Source organism: Maribacter huludaoensis (assembly GCF_029350945.1).
GTDB lineage: Bacteria > Bacteroidota > Bacteroidia > Flavobacteriales > Flavobacteriaceae > Maribacter > Maribacter huludaoensis.
Window position 1 is genome coordinate 701,376 of the sequence record NZ_JARKMS010000002.1, and the last position, 15,990, is coordinate 717,365.

Consider the following 15,990-nt stretch of genomic DNA (forward strand, 5'->3'; position numbering starts at 1 on the left):
AAATTGAATGGATGAGAATCCGAAAATATTATAACAAATAATAAAATGGCAAATCACAAGTCGGCATTAAAGAGAATTAGAAGAAACGAAGCAGTTCGTTTACGTAACAGATATCAGCATAAAACTACCCGTAATGCTATCAAAAGATTGCGTGCAGAAGAATCTAAGAAAGATGCAGAGGCTCTTTTTCCAAGTGTTGTTAGTATGATCGATCGTTTAGCTAAGCGTAACATTATACATGATAATAAAGCTGCCAACTTAAAAAGTAAATTGGCAAAGCACGTTGCTGCATTGTAAATTTCTGCTATTATAATATTTTAAAGCCTTCCAATTTGGAGGGCTTTTTTTGTTTGTAACAGTTTCTGCAAAGATGTTGATGACTTAACTAATTATTGGTCTATTTAAACGAGCGTTTGCTGCTGTTCAAGAAACCAATAGTTAGCACACTGTACATTAATACAATTAGAATGTTTAATGCCAATCTTAAATTATAATATTCCCACAAATCATATTGGGTATATCCTATAATCAATAAAAAGGGCGATGTAGAATAAAATATGATCAACGAACTATTTATCCAGAATACGAGATTATAGCGATTGATGATTTTTGCTCCTGCGTCGTATTTTTCTTTGAAATTAATGAATATGCAATATAGTAATGTTAAAGAGGCAATGGTGTATGCATAAAAGAGGGTAATGTCCATAGGGTTTTGAAAAAAACAACTTATAATATAGCTAGACATGGCTATTATTGACGTCCATAAAATTCTATTTCTATTTATTTTATTCGATGAAAGTTTCCAATAGGCGTAATAGAAATAGGGGAAAAATACAAGGTCATACAAATTGTAGATGATTTCATTATACTGGCTATCTTTTAAATCGTTGAAAAAGGTATAATCAGGAAAATACTTAATCATATAACCCAATAATTCATTGCAAAAAGTATAGGTAATTATGACCGGAAGATATTTAAAAACGGTATCAAAATACTTTCTATACGTTTTAATAGATGCTATTAATGCAATGCCGTAAATAATTACAAAGTAACTTCTACTGAAAAAATCCAATATCATTTGGGGCATATTTTAAAAATCTGTCCGAGGTGGTGGTCCGCCATTTCCGCGGTTTAATGCAAGACTGGTTGCTCTGGTTTGTAAGCTTGAATTTAAAGTGAATGTTGGTATTATGCTGGCATATGATTTTTCAGTTTCATCATGTCTGTAATTACCTATGCCGTTAATTTGATTCATTGTTAAGTCACGTATCAATTTTGCTTTTCCATTTTCTCCAATATAAAAGGCGTAATCTTCTCCTTTTTATTTAATGTGGGAACTATAAATATAGAGTTCTGTCTTGGGTGTACAAATGGTTTACCGTCAGGGAAATTTCTTTTGGTAGGGTAGTTTGCAAAATACAGGCGTAATTTAGTTACTTTTTCTACACCTGCATTTTTAGCTTCTTGGTCAACATAGGCTATATAGTTTTTTATGGTTTGGTAATCAAAATCTACAAATCTACCTACTTGAAATTCTTTTTCTGGGGCACGTACCTTTTGTTCATATTGTTCAATTATATCAGCTCTATGCTCTGTATAATTATTATATAACGTACTTGCTTCTTTTATAGAAATAATGCCTTCTGGAGCACTTACTGTAGCTATAGGGTGTGGTTGCTCAATATCCTTTTTCTCTTCTTTCTTGCAGTTAATAAAGGCTATAAGCATACTTGAGTATAAAATTTTACTGATTAGTGTGTGTGGTCCTTTCATTTTCTGAGAATTAAAATGATTAATTAGAAAACTAGTAAAAGACTGGGGAGAGTTCTTTTGTTGGAGCAATAAAGATATTAAAAATAAATTTGAGACAATGTAAAACATTGTATGTCAGTAAGAAAAGTGTATAAATGAAAAAATCCCGATTTCTAAAGAAATCGGGATTTTTTATGATATTAGAAAAAGTTCTATTGATTCATCGTCATCAAGAACTCTTCGTTATTCTTAGTTTGTTTAAAGCGTTGCTCTATAAACTCCATAGCTTCTACAGGGTTCATATCCGCAAGGTACTTACGCATTATCCACATACGTTGTAGTGTGTTTTCGTCTAACAACATGTCATCTCTACGTGTACTAGAAGAAGTAAGGTCAATTGCAGGGAAAATTCTTCTGTTTGCAATCTTGCGATCTAATTGAAGTTCCATGTTACCTGTACCTTTGAATTCTTCAAAGATAACTTCATCCATTTTAGATCCTGTCTCTGTTAATGCCGTGGCAATAATAGATAATGATCCGCCGCCTTCTATATTACGTGCGGCACCAAAGAATCTTTTTGGCTTGTGTAATGCGTTGGCATCAACACCACCACTCAATACTTTACCAGAAGCTGGTTGTACCGTATTGTATGCTCTTGCCAAACGTGTAATAGAATCTAAAAGAATTACTACGTCATGACCGCATTCTACCAAACGCTTCGCTTTTTCTAAAACAATGTTTGCTACACGTACATGCTCTGTTGGTTCTTTGTCGAACGTAGAAGCAACTACTTCGCCACGTACGTTACGTTGCATGTCGGTTACCTCTTCTGGTCTTTCATCTATTAATAAGATAATTTGATATACTTCTGGATGATTTGCGGCAATACCGTTCGCAATATCTTTCAATAGCATTGTCTTACCGGACTTTGGTTGCGATACGATCATACCTCTTTGTCCTTTACCGATAGGGGAGAACAAATCGATAATACGGGTAGATATGGTACTTTGGCGTTCTGCCAAATTAAATTTTTCTTGTGGGAATAAAGGAGTCAAATGTTCAAATGATACACGATCACGAACTATCTGAGGATCTATACCGTTAATTTTATTCACCTTAATAAGAGGGAAATACTTTTCACCTTCTTTTGGTGGTCTTACGTTGCCCAGTACGGTATCGCCAGTTTTTAAACCAAAAAGACGAATTTGCGATTGAGAAACGTAAATATCATCTGGTGATGATAAATAGTTATAATCAGAAGAACGTAAAAAACCATATCCGTCTTGCATGATATCCAATACTCCTTCACTGGCAATAATGGAGTCAAACTCATACTCAGGTTCCTTGTACCTATTTTTTAAGTCCTTGTCAAAATTACTTTTGTCGTGGCTGGGTCTAGGGTTAGGTTTTTTATTGTGATTGTTATTCTGGTTAGAATTCTTTTTGTTAGGCTGGTTTGCAGCTTTTGGTCTAGGTCTAGGTCTTTTTTGTTCTACAGGTTCCTTAGATACACTTTCTGTATTATTCTCTTTCTTCACCGGGGCAACTTTCTCAGGAGTAGTTTTTTCTTGAGTTGGTTTTGCAGGTACCTTAGATTCTGTACTGGTATTTTTGACAACACGTGGTCTAGGCCTTGGCTTCGGTTTTGGTTTTGCCTCTGCAGGTTTGCTGGTCTCCTCTGTTGCGGCAGGAACTATAGCTGCGGCAACTTTCGGATTTGCAGCTTGCACGTCCAAAATTTGATAAACTAAATCTAGTTTTTTTAAGGTTTTGAATTTAGGAACCTTTAGTCCCTTAGCAATTTCCTGAAGCTCAGGTAGCTTTTTTGATTTTAAATCTGAAATCTCAAACATTAAGTAGTAGAATAAATTATATGTAGTTTGTATTGTAAGAAGTAACTGTTTTAATTGGATAATCTCAAGGAGATGTTTTCCTTACTGGTAGGCGTTATGGCATGATAACGTAGCAATATTACAAATTATTTTGAATAAAAGGGTTATATTTTTTGAAAAGACATGTATTTTTGCAGTGTAAACTGGTAATTGATTATATGATTCAAAGAATACAAAGCATTTATTTGTTAGTCGTAGCAATACTTACGGGTGTTCTACCGTTCTTCTTTAACCTATGGATAGATATTGATGGTGTTGAAGTATTTGCAAATAATGAAATGCTTATATCTATTGCCTTTTATGCAAGTACTGTTCTTGCCGTTTGGGCCATAGTACAATTTAAGAATAGAAAATCTCAGTTTGTTATAAACAGACTGAACATGATATTGAACCTTATTTTATTAGGATTTTTTGTTTATCGATCACTAAACTTATCCGGAGAGACTTCGGTCTCTGAGAAGGGTATTGGGATGCTGATTCCAGTATTTTCTATCATTTTTTTATTTCTAGCAAATAGAGCTATAAAAAAGGATGAAGATCTTGTAAAATCTGTTGATCGCTTGCGTTAAACCTATAATCTTAGTAGTATTAGTGCGTTAAAACCCGGGGTAGTTTCCGGGTTTTTTTATGCCCTTTTCCTTATTTATGCAATAACTCCTTCTTTATATATCACAAAATTATTGCAGCTTTTCTCTCTAATGTGATTAACTGTTTACTTTTTCTTGAATTCTTCGTGATACCCCAATTTTATGTTTGTACCCAAGAAACAGCAAGGCAAACGATAGTCGTTGGTTACCTGTTTTAAAACTAAACATTTTAAAAATTAAAATTATGAAAAACAGAAAATTTACTCTTGTATTACTAGCTAGTGTTATGACAACTTTCTTTGTCAGTTGTTCAGATGATGATGGGGAGGTGGTAACTGTTACCGAAACGGAAACTGTAGAGGTAGATTCGTCATTGCCGGTGGGTGATTTAATGGTTAACCTAAGCGGTAATCTAGTTGCTGAAAGCGGTACGCCTACACAAGGTTTGGTTGAAGTAGGTGTTGATGCGGACGATACAAACTTTGTTCGTTTTGCAGATGACTTTACTACTGAATTAGGAACTGGTACCGTTGGAATCTTTTTGTCTACTTCTGAAGTTTTTACGGCTGATCCGGCAAACGGAAATCCAGATTTAATGTTAATAGGTAACGTGGCTGACAACGGTGAAATGTTCATTAAACTAGATGCTGCACCAGATGCTAAATACACACACATTATTCTTTGGTGTGCTACTGCAAACATACCATTTGGTAATGTTGCTTTGAACTAATAAACTATTTGCAGCCTTTGGGAATAGAGACACATGGTTCTGTTTTTCTATGTCTCCCAAAGGCTTTTTATAAAGGTTATATCTCTATAACTTAAAATCAAAGAATTATGAAAAATTTAAAAAGCATCATAGTCATATGTTGTTGCTTATTCACTTATAACGCCCAGGCACAAAGTGGATGGACGAGAGAGGCAAAAGCATTTTATGTTCAAGCATCTGCAGCACATTTCTCTTCTAATAACTATTATACTACAGAAGGAAGATTGGCCAATGAGGGAAGTACTTTTAATACCAGCGCATTCTTAATTTATGGTGAATATGGAATAACCGATAGGATTACGGCAATTCTCGATTTGCCCCTGGTGCGTTTAAATAGTTTTAGTACTACCGAAACTGTTGGCGGAGTTGGGAATATTCAATTAGGCGTAAAATATAAACTTTTAAAAACCTTCCCGTTATCGTTACAACTTGCCTTAGATATACCCACCAATGATGGCAGTAATTTTGCGCAATCAAAAAATGCCAATGCCTTTGGTCAATTTGATGAAATAAATCTTCCGGTTTCTGATGGCGAGTTTAATGTTTGGACAACACTTGCGGCATCTCATGGTTTTGATAATGGTAAAACATATGCTTCAGCTTTCTCTAGTGTAAATTTTAGAACAGAGGGTTTTAGTAACCAATTACAAGCAGGGGTAGAATTGGGGCATTTGTTTTTTAATAGACTATATGTAATAGGAAAATTGAAAATTCAAGAGCGGTTATCTTCCGAAAATAATGTACAAAGTGGTTCGTTCTTGTTTGGTGAGGGTACTACATTTACCAATTACGGGGTTACTTCAATGTATAAGGTTACCGATCATTTCAACGTGGTAGCCCAATATTCCGATTATGCCGGCTTTTTGGTTGAGCGAAAGAATATTTATGATGGTGGCACATTTTCTTTGGGCGTTTCGTTAGAATATTAATTAGTGAGATACAGGGTTTGGTTAAACATTAAAATCCTGTATTTTATCTTTTGCCCAATTCTATTACCTCAAGGTCTTTGATGTTATCTCCTTCTATGACAAAACGCAACATAGTACGTACTTGGTGAAAACCATGTTTACCACATGCTCCCGGGTTCATGTGTAAAACGCCTAATTTTTTATCCATCATTACTTTTAATATGTGCGAGTGTCCGCAAATGAACAATTTTGGCGGATTCTCTTTTATAATGTTTCTTGTTCTAATGTTATATTTAGGAGGGTAACCACCAATATGGGTAATTAGTACATCTACACCTTCACAGAAAAATCTATTGTTTTCTGGGAATTCTTTTTGAATGATGTGATCGTCAATATTACCGTAAACACCTTTCAAGGGTTTTAATTTTGCAATGGCATCAGTAACTTTTAACGAACCAATATCGCCGGCATGCCATACTTCATCTGCCCATTTCACGTGCTTTAATATAGCATCGTCTATATGTGAATGTGTATCGGAAAGTAATAGGATTTTGGTCATTTTTAGTTTTGGTTATGCGGATAAGAAGATTGAATTTAATGGTTGCTTAAGTATTTAAAATGGTAATTCTAATGTTTAGAATTACAGCTTAATCCATTCAATGTTAAAACGTATCCTTTTTAATACCTTTGTGAGATACAAAACTAGTACATCCTTTTGAGATTCTTCATTCAATTTTCATACTTCGGTAAAGCTTATCATGGCTGGCAGTACCAACCAAATGCCATTACGGTACAAGAAGTGCTAGAAAACGGTATGTCTAAACTTTTAAATTCTAAGGTTTCACTTATGGGTGCCGGTCGTACAGATACCGGTGTTCACGCTAAAGAAATGTATGCCCATTTTGATGTTGATGCTATTGATAATATTGAAGAATACGTTTTTAGACTAAATTCTTTCTTGCCGAATGATATTGCGGTAAATAGCATATTTGAAACAAAAGAAGATGCCCATGCCCGTTTCCATGCTACTGCTAGAACTTATGAATACCATATTGATAAAAAGAAAAATCCTTTTGCTACAGAACTTGCCCATTATGTAAAAAAAGAGCTGGATATTGAACAAATGAATACTGCGGCAGAATTGTTGTTGGGTAAAAAAGATTTTGAATGTTTTTCAAAATCCAATACAGATGTTTTTACCAATATTTGCGATTTAAGAGAAGCACATTGGCAACTAGAAAATGACAAACTTATTTTTACGATCACTGCGGATAGGTTTCTAAGAAATATGGTCAGAGCTATAGTTGGCACCTTAATTAATGTGGGTTTGGGTAAATACCCGGCAGACTATGTTAATACCATATTAAAAAGCAAGGATAGAACAAAAGCAGGTGTTTCTGTTCCTGCAAAAGGACTATATTTGACCTCTATTGTTTACCCCAATACTATTTTAAAGAATGGATAAGGATTCTGGCAAAGCATTTGACACACGTCTTTTTAAACGCCTACTCGCCTACACAAAACCGTATAAAATTACTTTCTATGGCGTTGCTTTGGCCGCAATTCTATTATCCGGTTTTGCCATTCTTACGCCTTTGATCGTAAAAGAAATTATAGATACCGCTATTAAGGGCAACAATGATGAGATGTTGCTTTACTTAACTATTGCTATGTTGGTAGTTTTATTGGGGCAAGTAATTTGTCAATTGGCATTTAACTACTATGCCAACTGGCTTGGAGAATCCGTGATTAGAGATGTTCGCATCAACCTGTTCAAAAAGATGCTTTCCTTCAAGATGACCTATTTTGATAATTCATCATTGGGCGTATTGGTGACCAGAGCGGTGGCCGATATGCAACGGATCGGAGAGATTTTTAGTCAAGGATTTTTTGTTATTGTTGCAGATTTGTTGAAAATGGTCGTTGCTGCCATAGTAATGCTTTTTATTAATTGGAAACTCTCGTTAATAGTCTTTGCCTTGTTGCCCGTTATCGTATATGCTACAAGATGGTTTCAAAAAGCCATGAAAGTTGCTTTTACGGAGGTTAGGGCAGAGGTCTCCAATCTTAATTCATTTGTTCAAGAGCGTATAACGGGTATGAAGATAGTGCAGCTGTTTACCCGTGAAAAAATTGAGAGTGACAAGTTTAGGGAAATCAATGAAAAGCATAAAAAAGCATGGTTGAAAACAGTATGGTATAATTCTATTTTCTTCCCAATCGCTGAAATTGTTTCCTCTATTACCGTAGGATTGATTGTATGGTACGGCGGATTGCAAAATGTAGCTAATATTTCTACGGATATAGCAGGTACTGTATTTGCCTTCATTATGTTGATAGACTTGTTGTTTAGGCCACTTCGTCAAATAGCAGATAAATTCAACACGTTACAAATGGGGATGGTTGCCGCCAATAGGGTATTTAAAATTTTAGATACCGATAGCCACATTCAAGATGTAGGTTCTTATCAAAAACAAATTGTCAATGGCGATATTAAATTTGATGATGTTCATTTTGGATATTTAGAAAATGAAGAGGTCTTACACGGTATTTCTTTTGATGTAAAAGCGGGGGAGACCGTTGCTATAGTTGGCGCTACAGGTGCCGGAAAAAGTACCATTATTAATCTATTAAATAGATTTTATGAAATTAACAGCGGGTCTATATTAGTTGATGGGGTAGATATTAAAGATTACGATCTAGCATCTCTGCGTTCTCATATTGCCGTAGTACTGCAAGATGTCTTTTTGTTTGCCGATACTATCGCCAATAATATTTCTTTAAAAGATCCAAGTATCACAGTTGAAAATATAGAGAATGCGGCCAAGGCTATAGGTGTAGATGAGTTTATTTCTAGTCTGCCAGGTGGTTATCATTATAATGTAAAAGAAAGAGGTACCATGCTTTCTAGCGGTCAACGACAATTAATTGCTTTTTTAAGAGCCTATGTTAGCAACCCTAGTATTTTAATTTTAGACGAAGCTACATCATCAGTAGATACCTATTCAGAACAATTGATACAATTGGCAACTGATAAAATAACTCAGGGAAGAACCTCTATAGTTATTGCCCACAGATTGGCAACTATTAAAAAAGCCGACAAAATTATTGTAATGGATGCGGGTAATATCGTGGAAACCGGTACGCACAAACAGTTACTAAAAAAGGGAGGATACTACAGTAATCTTTATGAAGCCCAGTTCTTAGCTGAGGAAGTTGCTTAATTATGGTGCTATTTTTTAAAAGTATCTGTGAAAAGGGCTATGTAAACAACCCCAATTATTATCATCATCAAAGTACATATTGCAGCAAATAAAACAAGAAAGAGTAAAAGTTTTAATATGGTCTGCTTTATGGTCAAATTATAAAGTTTGTAAAATACCCGGGTGAAGTATCCAATTTGGAATACTAAATTGAACATGGAAACGTAGTAGAGTAATTTAGAATTCCACAAAATTAACATATAAATAATATTGATAATTATGGACAAATGTGAGTAAGCATAGATGTTTATTATAAAATGTTCACTAAGGTTGAATTGTTTTTTATTGATAAATACGAGTCTTGAAATCAAAGCCAAAAATGGTAGCATGGCCATGTAAAAGAGACTTTGATATTTGAATAAATACGTATTCCATTTCTTTTGAAAATCTTGTCCAAATTTTTCCGCTTCAGTTAAGGATGAAGAATTTTCATATCTAAAATCAAAATCTAAGGCTTCAGGAAAAAACTCAGTGTACACATAAACAAATAATCCCCCAAAAGTAAGGGCTATCGTAAAATAGCTTATTGGGTTTAGGTATTTCTTTCTTACACCATTAATATAGCCTCCGATAACTTTATCAGGTTTTGTAAAAAGATGCTTGAAGGTTTTTAAAAAAGTATTGTCAACATTGAAAAAACGTTCTGTGGCATCATTAATAAGATTCTTCACCGTAAGTCTATTTCGAATTACCTTAGCACCACAATCAGGACAATAAGTAAAATCTGTTCTTAAGTTGCTTTGGCAGTTCTTACAATTCATTACACCAAATCTTGTTTGATCATATTGCCTAATTGCGTTATGGAGTCATACAGCACAAATTCTCCATTTTTAATGTAAGAAATCAGTCCTGTTTCTTCACTGACAACAATACTTATTGCATCGGTCTTTTCGCTAATACCTACGGCAGCTCTATGTCGTAAGCCAAAACGTAACGGAATATTACGTTCGTTAGATACTGGTAAAATTACCCTTGTAGCAACTATATAATTACCAACAATAACGGCTGCTCCATCATGAAGTGTACTGTTTTTGTAAAAGATACTTTCTAAAATAGGTTGGTTAATTTCAATATTCATAGGGTCTCCCGTACTTTTTATAAAATCAAGTGAGTTGTTTCGTTCAATAACCAAAATAGCTCCGGTTTTACTACTTGCCATTTTTTCACAGGCTTTAAGTATGGCATCAACATCGGTGTCAGTAGATAAACCTTCTTGCTTTAAAAACTTAAAATGCTTTACAAAGTTTCTTTTGTTCGCAAAATTGGTAGAGCCGATCATTAAGAGAAATTTTCTGATCTCTTGTTGAAAAACAATGATCAATGCAATAAGACCTACTTGCATAAAAGCCCCTACCATACTGCTGATCATTTGCATGTCCAATAATTCGGTCAATTTCCAAAAAGCCCAAACTATAACAATCCCAATAAAAATATTGATGGCAACAGACCCTCTAACAAGCTTGTAGATGTAGTAAAGAAGTACGGCAACAAAAATGATGTCCAGAACATCCGTAATCTTAAAGTCAATAAAATTTAAAAAATCCAATCGGTACCGTTTTAGTAAAATTAAGAAATTAGATAACAAGAAATCAATTTAACCCTGAGCATTTAATTGTTCAAAGAGTTTTATACATTCCACAGCTTCTTTAACATCGTGTACGCGTAATATTTTTGCTCCCTTTTGCAAGCATACCATATGTAACGCTGTTGTTCCATTCAATGCATGCTCAGCAGTAGTATTCAAAGTTTTGTATATCATTGATTTTCTACTGATACCTGCTAGTAGTGGATGTTCGATCACATTTAAAACTTCCATGTGATTTAAAAGCTCATAGTTCTGTTTTAAATTTTTTGCAAATCCGAAACCTGGATCAATGATCATATCCGTAATACCCAAAGCTTTAGCTGCTCCCAATCTTTCTGAAAAAAAGAAAAGTATTTCTTTTAAAATATCTTCGTAACCGGTTTTTTGCTGCATATTTTGTGGAGTTCCGCGCATATGCATCATAATGTAGGGTACCTTCAATTCTGCAATTGTGCTTAGCATGTTTTTATCCTGTACTCCCGCAGAAATATCGTTTATTATTGCAGCTCCTCTTTCTATACATGCTTTGGCAACATTACTTCTAAAAGTGTCAATAGAAAGTACTGCTTCTGGAAAATTCTTTAGAATCAAATTAACTATTGGGGTAATTCTTTTTAATTCTTTTGCCTCATCAACTTCTAAAGCGCCTGGTCTTGAACTGTAGGCACCAACATCGATAAAGGTGGCACCTTGGAAAAGCATTTTTTCAACTTGTTGCAGTATACTGGATTCGTCCTTATATTTTCCTCCGTCAAAAAAAGAATCTGGAGTAACGTTTAGAATGCCCATTACCTTGGGCTGGTCTAGTGATATGAGTTTACCGTTGCAATTTATGGTCATCATCAATTATTATCAGGAAATTGTGGCATTTTCCAAGTTTAAACCATCTATCTTGATGGTTACAATTTTTTAAGCGAAATTTACACAAATTAGATAGAATTACATGCTAGATACGGCAAAGGAATACGATGAGGTAATTCAGGTTTGTTTAAATCTGTACCAGAAAAAAATGTCAGATTACGGTAGTGCATGGCGCATATTACGATTGCCATCGTTAACGGATCAAATTTTTATAAAAGCACAACGCATACGTAGTCTTCAAGAAAATGAAGTTAGAAAGGTTGACGAAGGTGAGCGATCTGAGTTTATTGGTATCATAAATTATTCTGTAATGGCCTTGATTCAGCTAGAATTAGGGGTTGCCGATCAACCGGATCTAACTACTGAAAAAGCAGTTGAATTGTATAACAAGCATATAAAGGTCACCAAAGAATTGATGTTGAACAAGAATCACGACTATGGTGAAGCTTGGCGAGATATGAGAGTAAGTTCACTTACAGATTTAATTTTACAGAAACTTCTTCGTGTAAAACAAATTGAGGACAACAAAGGCAAAACCTTGGTAAGTGAAGGTATAGATGCCAATTATCAAGATATGATCAATTATGCAGTTTTTGCATTGATACATTTAGGTTCAGAATCAGAAAAATAAGAATTGAATGAAGTATTTAGTAGGGGTCGTTAGAATTTTTGTTGGTGTACTTTTTATTATAAGCGGCTTTATAAAACTGAACGACCCTGTTGGGTTTTCTTTTAAGTTAGAAGAATACTTTAGTCAAGGTGTTTTGGATTTGCCTTTTTTAACTCCGTTCGCATTAGCTATTTCTATACTTGTAGTGATTGCAGAAGTAATGGTGGGAGTTATGCTAATACTTGGATATAAACGTAAAATTACCATATGGACATTGATTGCGATGATCGTATTCTTTACGTTCCTAACTTTTTACTCTGCTTATTTCAATAAGGTTACAGATTGTGGCTGCTTTGGCGATGCTATAAAGTTGACGCCCTGGGAGTCTTTTACAAAAGATGTAGTGCTATTGGTTCTAATATTGATTATTTATGTTGGTAGAAAGTTTATTACACCCTTAGTAAATTCAAAAATGTTGATGACAGCCTTAGCGGTATCATTTTTTGCCTGTATAGGTTATGTATATTATGTGCTGAACCATTTGCCGGTAATAGATTTTAGGCCTTATGAAATTGGTAAGAACATTGAAGAGGGTATGAGTGTACCGGAGAATGCTCCAAAAGCTATTTTTGAATATAAATGGAAGTTCAATGTAAACGGTAATGAAGAAATTCATGTGACCACAGGAGATTACCCTTCGGTAAACGGTGAGTTTATAGATGTGGAAACAGAAGAGATTCAGGCAGGATATGAGCCACCTGTCCATGATTTCACCATAGAACAAGAGGGTGAAGATTTTGCAGCTTCTTTACTACAAGAACCCAAACTGGTAATGGTGATTGCGTATGATTTAAGAAAATCAAATTTAGAAGAGTTCAATACTATTAAGGTAGTGGCAGATAAGGCAATAAAAGCGGGTTATAAAGTAATTGGTATGTCGGCATCGGGTCCTGATCAAACAAATGCGTTGATAAAAGAATATAATTTAGATTTTGAATTCTACTTTACCGATGAAACTACATTGAAGACCATAGTAAGATCAAATCCTGGTGTATTGGTCTTAGAAAAAGGTACTATAAAACAGAAAGTACATTATAACGATTTAGAAGATTTGATTTTCAATTAAAATTTGAAACGAAAACAATATAATTAGAAACAAAAACAACATGAGAGCAAAAATAGTAGCAGGTAACTGGAAAATGAATAAGAATTTAGCCGAGACCGAAACACTTTTAGCGGAGTTGTCTGCAAAATTGCCGGATACCGATGCAGAAGTTATGGTAGCACCAACATTTGTGAATTTATCTTCCGCAGTTCATGCATTAGAAAGTTCTAAGATAGAGGTTATAGCACAGAATATGCATTATGCCGAGAGTGGGGCGTATACAGGTGAAATCTCTGCAGATATGTTATTGAACATTGGTATTGATACTGCTATTATAGGACACTCAGAAAGAAGAGCTTATTTTGGGGAAGACGATGATATTCTTTCAAAGAAAGTTGCAACTGCTTTAGGTAAAGGTATACGTGTTATGTTTTGCTTTGGTGAAGAATTAGAAGATCGTAAATCTGGTAATCATTTTAAATTGGTGGAGAGTCAGTTAAAGAATGTTCTTTTTGATTTGGAGCCATCTGCGTGGTCTAAAATTGTTTTGGCATATGAGCCGGTATGGGCAATTGGTACAGGTGAAACGGCTTCTCCTGAGCAGGCTCAAGAAATGCATGCCTTTATTCGTAAAACCATTTCAGAAGCATTTAATGCTACTATTGCCAATAACGTAACCATTCTTTATGGTGGTAGTGTTAAGCCGGGCAATGCCGAAGAAATCTTTTCTAAACCAGACGTAGATGGTGGTTTGATCGGTGGCGCTTCTTTAGTTGCGGACGATTTTATTGCTATCATTAAAGCTATTTAAGCTAGTATTTATAAATGAGCGATAACACATATATTGAATACCGTTTTACGGTAGAACCTAAAGATCCGGCTTCAGACCTTCTTATTGCAGAATTGGGCGAAGTCGGTTTTGAAAGTTTTATAGAAGAGGAAGATGATGTTTTGGCATATATTCAAAAAACTGAATGGTCTGTAGGTATATTAAAAGATCTTCCTATTTTACAGAATTCCAGATATAAATTTACATATGACTACAAGGAAATAGAACAAGAGAACTGGAACGCTACTTGGGAGCAAAATTTTCAACCTATAATTGTTGATGATATTTGCATGATAAGAGCTCCTTTTCATGAGGCTATTGATGTGAAGTATGATATTGTCATTGAACCTAAAATGAGTTTTGGTACTGGTCATCATGAAACTACACATATGATGTTGCAACATATCCTACAGTTAGATGTGAAGAATAAAACTGTTTTAGATATGGGCAGTGGTACGGGTGTTTTAGCAATTTTAGCAGCTATGCGGGGCGCAACTGACATTGATGCCATTGACATTGATAATTGGTGTTATTTGAATGCTAAAGAGAATGTTGCGCGTAATAAAATGGATTTCATTTCTGTATACGAAGGAGATGTTACATTGCTTGAAGGTAGGAAGTATGATTTGATCATTGCAAACATTAACAGGAACATTCTGTTAGCGGATTTGCCTAGTTATGCGAAATCCTTAAATTCAGGGGGTGTTTTATTGTTAAGTGGTTTTTATACAGAAGATTTAAAAATGATTTCACAAAAATGCACAGATTTAGCGTTAAAATTTGAAAAAAACCTTGAACGCAATAATTGGGTTGCGGCAAAATATGTAAATTAGAAGGTATTAATTGGAATATGATGAGTACAAGAGAAGAAATTTCCGAAGAATTACTTTTAGAAGAAGAAACGGTTCAGCAGAATGAAATCGTTCTTTTTAATGATGAAGTCAATACATTTGACCATGTTATAAACACACTTATGTCTGTATGTGAACATTCTCCGGAACAAGCAGAACAGTGTTCCTTGATCGTACATTATAATGGAAAGTGTACGGTAAAAACAGGGGAGTATGAAGAGTTAAAACCAAAATGTTCTAAATTATTACAGGCTGGGCTAAGTGCAGAAATCGTTTAATGAAAACACGTAAAACTTGGAATGTTGTTTATTTTAAGTTTTCAATAATAAAAAATCCCTTGATCAAATCAAGGGATTTTTTATTTTTAAATCTCTATAGAGAATTTAAATAAGTCTGTAAATCTATAAAACTTATACTAAGGGTACTCCGTTCAATCTTTTTTCAATCTTCTTCTTTTTGACTGTAACTTCTTTCATTACATCCATCAAGTTAGAATCTTTAGTTTCCTTGTATATTTCGTTAATGCTTAAAATAAGTGCTTTTGCCTCTCTTGACGCCTCTACTCGGTCACTAGTAGACATATTACTCATTTTTCGACCTATAAATTCCTGAGCTTTTTCAAGTAACTCCATTTGCTTCTTTTTTTTCAAAGTTAACATAATATTCAAATTACGCAATTCTTTGTCAATTGTATATAGTTATAGAACTATTAGATAATAGTATTTATGAACAATTTAACGAAATAAGTATGTTTTGACCTCTTTTTTGTGTTGTTAATAGAATTTTGGGGATATTTTTCTAGCTCATTTCAATTTGTTGCCATGAATGGGCTTAATAATTGTAGCTATTTCATTAGCTCAAGGTGTATTTTTGTGAATCGTACAATTTCTAATAATAAAGTTAGGTATTATCACATTTTCTGATTGATTTACTTGCTAAATATATAAAATAGGATATATTTGTGTAATCGATTGCATT

At 34.3% G+C, this 15,990-nt stretch carries 20 protein-coding genes; 11 read left to right on the forward strand and 9 right to left on the reverse strand.

The annotated features are described in order from the left end of the window. The first annotated feature begins 45 nt into the window (after positions 1–45). Positions 46–297: a 30S ribosomal protein S20 gene (gene rpsT / locus PXC01_RS08155; RefSeq protein ID WP_036152561.1), complete on the forward strand. Its 252-nt coding sequence runs from the start codon at positions 46–48 to the stop codon at positions 295–297. 100 nt (positions 298–397) lie between these two features. On the opposite strand, the gene PXC01_RS08160 is transcribed toward rpsT, so the two are convergent. From PXC01_RS08160 to rho, 4 genes are all read right to left on the reverse strand, one after another. Beyond that, entirely contained in the window at positions 398–1,078 is a 681-nt protein-coding gene (locus PXC01_RS08160; protein ID WP_276471792.1) for a hypothetical protein, read from the reverse strand. A gap of 12 nt (positions 1,079–1,090) precedes the next feature. After that, the gene (locus tag PXC01_RS08165; protein WP_276471793.1) at positions 1,091–1,255 is read right to left on the reverse strand and encodes a hypothetical protein; all 165 of its coding nucleotides are present in this window, start codon (positions 1,253–1,255) and stop codon (positions 1,091–1,093) included. 14 nt (positions 1,256–1,269) lie between these two features. Further along, positions 1,270–1,773 (reverse strand): hypothetical protein, encoded by a 504-nt coding sequence (locus PXC01_RS08170; protein ID WP_276471794.1) that lies wholly within the window; start codon positions 1,771–1,773, stop codon positions 1,270–1,272. Between the two features lie 191 nt (positions 1,774–1,964). Then, positions 1,965–3,605, reverse strand: a complete 1,641-nt coding sequence (gene rho, locus PXC01_RS08175) for a transcription termination factor Rho (protein WP_276471795.1) — start codon at positions 3,603–3,605, stop codon at positions 1,965–1,967. A gap of 197 nt (positions 3,606–3,802) precedes the next feature. On the opposite strand from rho, the gene PXC01_RS08180 reads away from it, so the two are divergent. The 3 genes from PXC01_RS08180 (at position 3,803) to PXC01_RS08190 (ending at position 5,929) form a co-directional block, all read left to right on the forward strand. Continuing rightward, positions 3,803–4,213 (forward strand): DUF4293 domain-containing protein, encoded by a 411-nt coding sequence (locus PXC01_RS08180; RefSeq protein WP_276471796.1) that lies wholly within the window; start codon positions 3,803–3,805, stop codon positions 4,211–4,213. A gap of 262 nt (positions 4,214–4,475) precedes the next feature. Further along, positions 4,476–4,961 (forward strand): hypothetical protein, encoded by a 486-nt coding sequence (locus PXC01_RS08185; RefSeq protein ID WP_276471797.1) that lies wholly within the window; start codon positions 4,476–4,478, stop codon positions 4,959–4,961. Positions 4,962–5,068: 107 nt separating this feature from the next. Beyond that, on the forward strand, positions 5,069–5,929 hold the full coding sequence (locus PXC01_RS08190) for a hypothetical protein (protein ID WP_276471798.1): 861 nt from the start codon (positions 5,069–5,071) through the stop codon (positions 5,927–5,929). A gap of 43 nt (positions 5,930–5,972) precedes the next feature. On the opposite strand, the gene PXC01_RS08195 is transcribed toward PXC01_RS08190, so the two are convergent. Then, the gene (locus PXC01_RS08195; protein ID WP_276471799.1) at positions 5,973–6,467 is read right to left on the reverse strand and encodes a metallophosphoesterase family protein; all 495 of its coding nucleotides are present in this window, start codon (positions 6,465–6,467) and stop codon (positions 5,973–5,975) included. 156 nt (positions 6,468–6,623) lie between these two features. Between PXC01_RS08195 and truA the strand changes: the two genes are divergently transcribed. Beyond that, a complete protein-coding gene (gene truA, locus PXC01_RS08200; protein WP_276471800.1) occupies positions 6,624–7,373 on the forward strand; it encodes a tRNA pseudouridine(38-40) synthase TruA in 750 nt (249 codons plus the stop codon). Continuing rightward, positions 7,366–9,132: an ABC transporter ATP-binding protein gene (locus tag PXC01_RS08205; protein ID WP_276471801.1), complete on the forward strand. Its 1,767-nt coding sequence runs from the start codon at positions 7,366–7,368 to the stop codon at positions 9,130–9,132. The genes truA and PXC01_RS08205 overlap by 8 nt, the downstream gene beginning before the upstream one ends. Positions 9,133–9,140: 8 nt before the next feature. On the opposite strand, the gene PXC01_RS08210 is transcribed toward PXC01_RS08205, so the two are convergent. From PXC01_RS08210 to folP, 3 genes are read right to left on the reverse strand one after another with little or no spacing between them, the layout of a single operon-like run. Then, a complete protein-coding gene (locus PXC01_RS08210; protein ID WP_276471802.1) occupies positions 9,141–9,932 on the reverse strand; it encodes a DUF3667 domain-containing protein in 792 nt (263 codons plus the stop codon). After that, positions 9,932–10,717: a diadenylate cyclase gene (locus PXC01_RS08215; protein WP_276471803.1), complete on the reverse strand. Its 786-nt coding sequence runs from the start codon at positions 10,715–10,717 to the stop codon at positions 9,932–9,934. The genes PXC01_RS08210 and PXC01_RS08215 overlap by 1 nt, the downstream gene beginning before the upstream one ends. Before the next feature lie 48 nt (positions 10,718–10,765). After that, the gene (gene folP, locus PXC01_RS08220) at positions 10,766–11,596 is read right to left on the reverse strand and encodes a dihydropteroate synthase (protein ID WP_276472127.1); all 831 of its coding nucleotides are present in this window, start codon (positions 11,594–11,596) and stop codon (positions 10,766–10,768) included. 103 nt (positions 11,597–11,699) lie between these two features. On the opposite strand from folP, the gene PXC01_RS08225 reads away from it, so the two are divergent. Genes PXC01_RS08225 through PXC01_RS08245 form a run of 5 tightly spaced genes read left to right on the forward strand, consistent with a single transcriptional unit; the run spans position 11,700 to position 15,290 of the window. Next, positions 11,700–12,248 (forward strand): DUF1599 domain-containing protein, encoded by a 549-nt coding sequence (locus PXC01_RS08225; RefSeq protein WP_276471804.1) that lies wholly within the window; start codon positions 11,700–11,702, stop codon positions 12,246–12,248. Between the two features lie 7 nt (positions 12,249–12,255). Then, complete coding sequence (locus PXC01_RS08230) at positions 12,256–13,353, forward strand: BT_3928 family protein (RefSeq protein ID WP_276471805.1); 1,098 nt, start codon at positions 12,256–12,258, stop codon at positions 13,351–13,353. 40 nt (positions 13,354–13,393) lie between these two features. Next, entirely contained in the window at positions 13,394–14,143 is a 750-nt protein-coding gene (gene tpiA, locus PXC01_RS08235; RefSeq protein ID WP_276471806.1) for a triose-phosphate isomerase, read from the forward strand. Positions 14,144–14,157: 14 nt separating this feature from the next. Next, a complete protein-coding gene (gene prmA / locus PXC01_RS08240) occupies positions 14,158–14,994 on the forward strand; it encodes a 50S ribosomal protein L11 methyltransferase (RefSeq protein ID WP_276471807.1) in 837 nt (278 codons plus the stop codon). A 20-nt stretch (positions 14,995–15,014) separates the two neighbouring features. Then, on the forward strand, positions 15,015–15,290 hold the full coding sequence (locus tag PXC01_RS08245) for an ATP-dependent Clp protease adaptor ClpS (RefSeq protein ID WP_276472128.1): 276 nt from the start codon (positions 15,015–15,017) through the stop codon (positions 15,288–15,290). 132 nt (positions 15,291–15,422) lie between these two features. Here the strand turns inward: PXC01_RS08245 and PXC01_RS08250 are convergent, their stop codons facing one another. Next, the gene (locus tag PXC01_RS08250; RefSeq protein ID WP_036157855.1) at positions 15,423–15,644 is read right to left on the reverse strand and encodes a hypothetical protein; all 222 of its coding nucleotides are present in this window, start codon (positions 15,642–15,644) and stop codon (positions 15,423–15,425) included. Positions 15,645–15,990: the final 346 nt, after the last annotated feature.

Coding starts and splice junctions, on each gene's coding strand:
- rpsT (WP_036152561.1), top strand. CDS start 46: ATGGCAAATCACAAGTCGGCATTAAAGAGAATTAGAAGAAACGAAGCA.
- PXC01_RS08160 (WP_276471792.1), bottom strand. CDS start 1,078: ATGATATTGGATTTTTTCAGTAGAAGTTACTTTGTAATTATTTACGGC.
- PXC01_RS08165 (WP_276471793.1), bottom strand. CDS start 1,255: ATGAATCAAATTAACGGCATAGGTAATTACAGACATGATGAAACTGAA.
- PXC01_RS08170 (WP_276471794.1), bottom strand. CDS start 1,773: ATGAAAGGACCACACACACTAATCAGTAAAATTTTATACTCAAGTATG.
- rho (WP_276471795.1), bottom strand. CDS start 3,605: ATGTTTGAGATTTCAGATTTAAAATCAAAAAAGCTACCTGAGCTTCAG.
- PXC01_RS08180 (WP_276471796.1), top strand. CDS start 3,803: ATGATTCAAAGAATACAAAGCATTTATTTGTTAGTCGTAGCAATACTT.
- PXC01_RS08185 (WP_276471797.1), top strand. CDS start 4,476: ATGAAAAACAGAAAATTTACTCTTGTATTACTAGCTAGTGTTATGACA.
- PXC01_RS08190 (WP_276471798.1), top strand. CDS start 5,069: ATGAAAAATTTAAAAAGCATCATAGTCATATGTTGTTGCTTATTCACT.
- PXC01_RS08195 (WP_276471799.1), bottom strand. CDS start 6,467: ATGACCAAAATCCTATTACTTTCCGATACACATTCACATATAGACGAT.
- PXC01_RS08205 (WP_276471801.1), top strand. CDS start 7,366: ATGGATAAGGATTCTGGCAAAGCATTTGACACACGTCTTTTTAAACGC.
- PXC01_RS08210 (WP_276471802.1), bottom strand. CDS start 9,932: ATGAATTGTAAGAACTGCCAAAGCAACTTAAGAACAGATTTTACTTAT.
- folP (WP_276472127.1), bottom strand. CDS start 11,596: ATGACCATAAATTGCAACGGTAAACTCATATCACTAGACCAGCCCAAG.
- PXC01_RS08225 (WP_276471804.1), top strand. CDS start 11,700: ATGCTAGATACGGCAAAGGAATACGATGAGGTAATTCAGGTTTGTTTA.
- PXC01_RS08230 (WP_276471805.1), top strand. CDS start 12,256: ATGAAGTATTTAGTAGGGGTCGTTAGAATTTTTGTTGGTGTACTTTTT.
- tpiA (WP_276471806.1), top strand. CDS start 13,394: ATGAGAGCAAAAATAGTAGCAGGTAACTGGAAAATGAATAAGAATTTA.
- prmA (WP_276471807.1), top strand. CDS start 14,158: ATGAGCGATAACACATATATTGAATACCGTTTTACGGTAGAACCTAAA.
- PXC01_RS08245 (WP_276472128.1), top strand. CDS start 15,015: ATGAGTACAAGAGAAGAAATTTCCGAAGAATTACTTTTAGAAGAAGAA.
- PXC01_RS08250 (WP_036157855.1), bottom strand. CDS start 15,644: ATGGAGTTACTTGAAAAAGCTCAGGAATTTATAGGTCGAAAAATGAGT.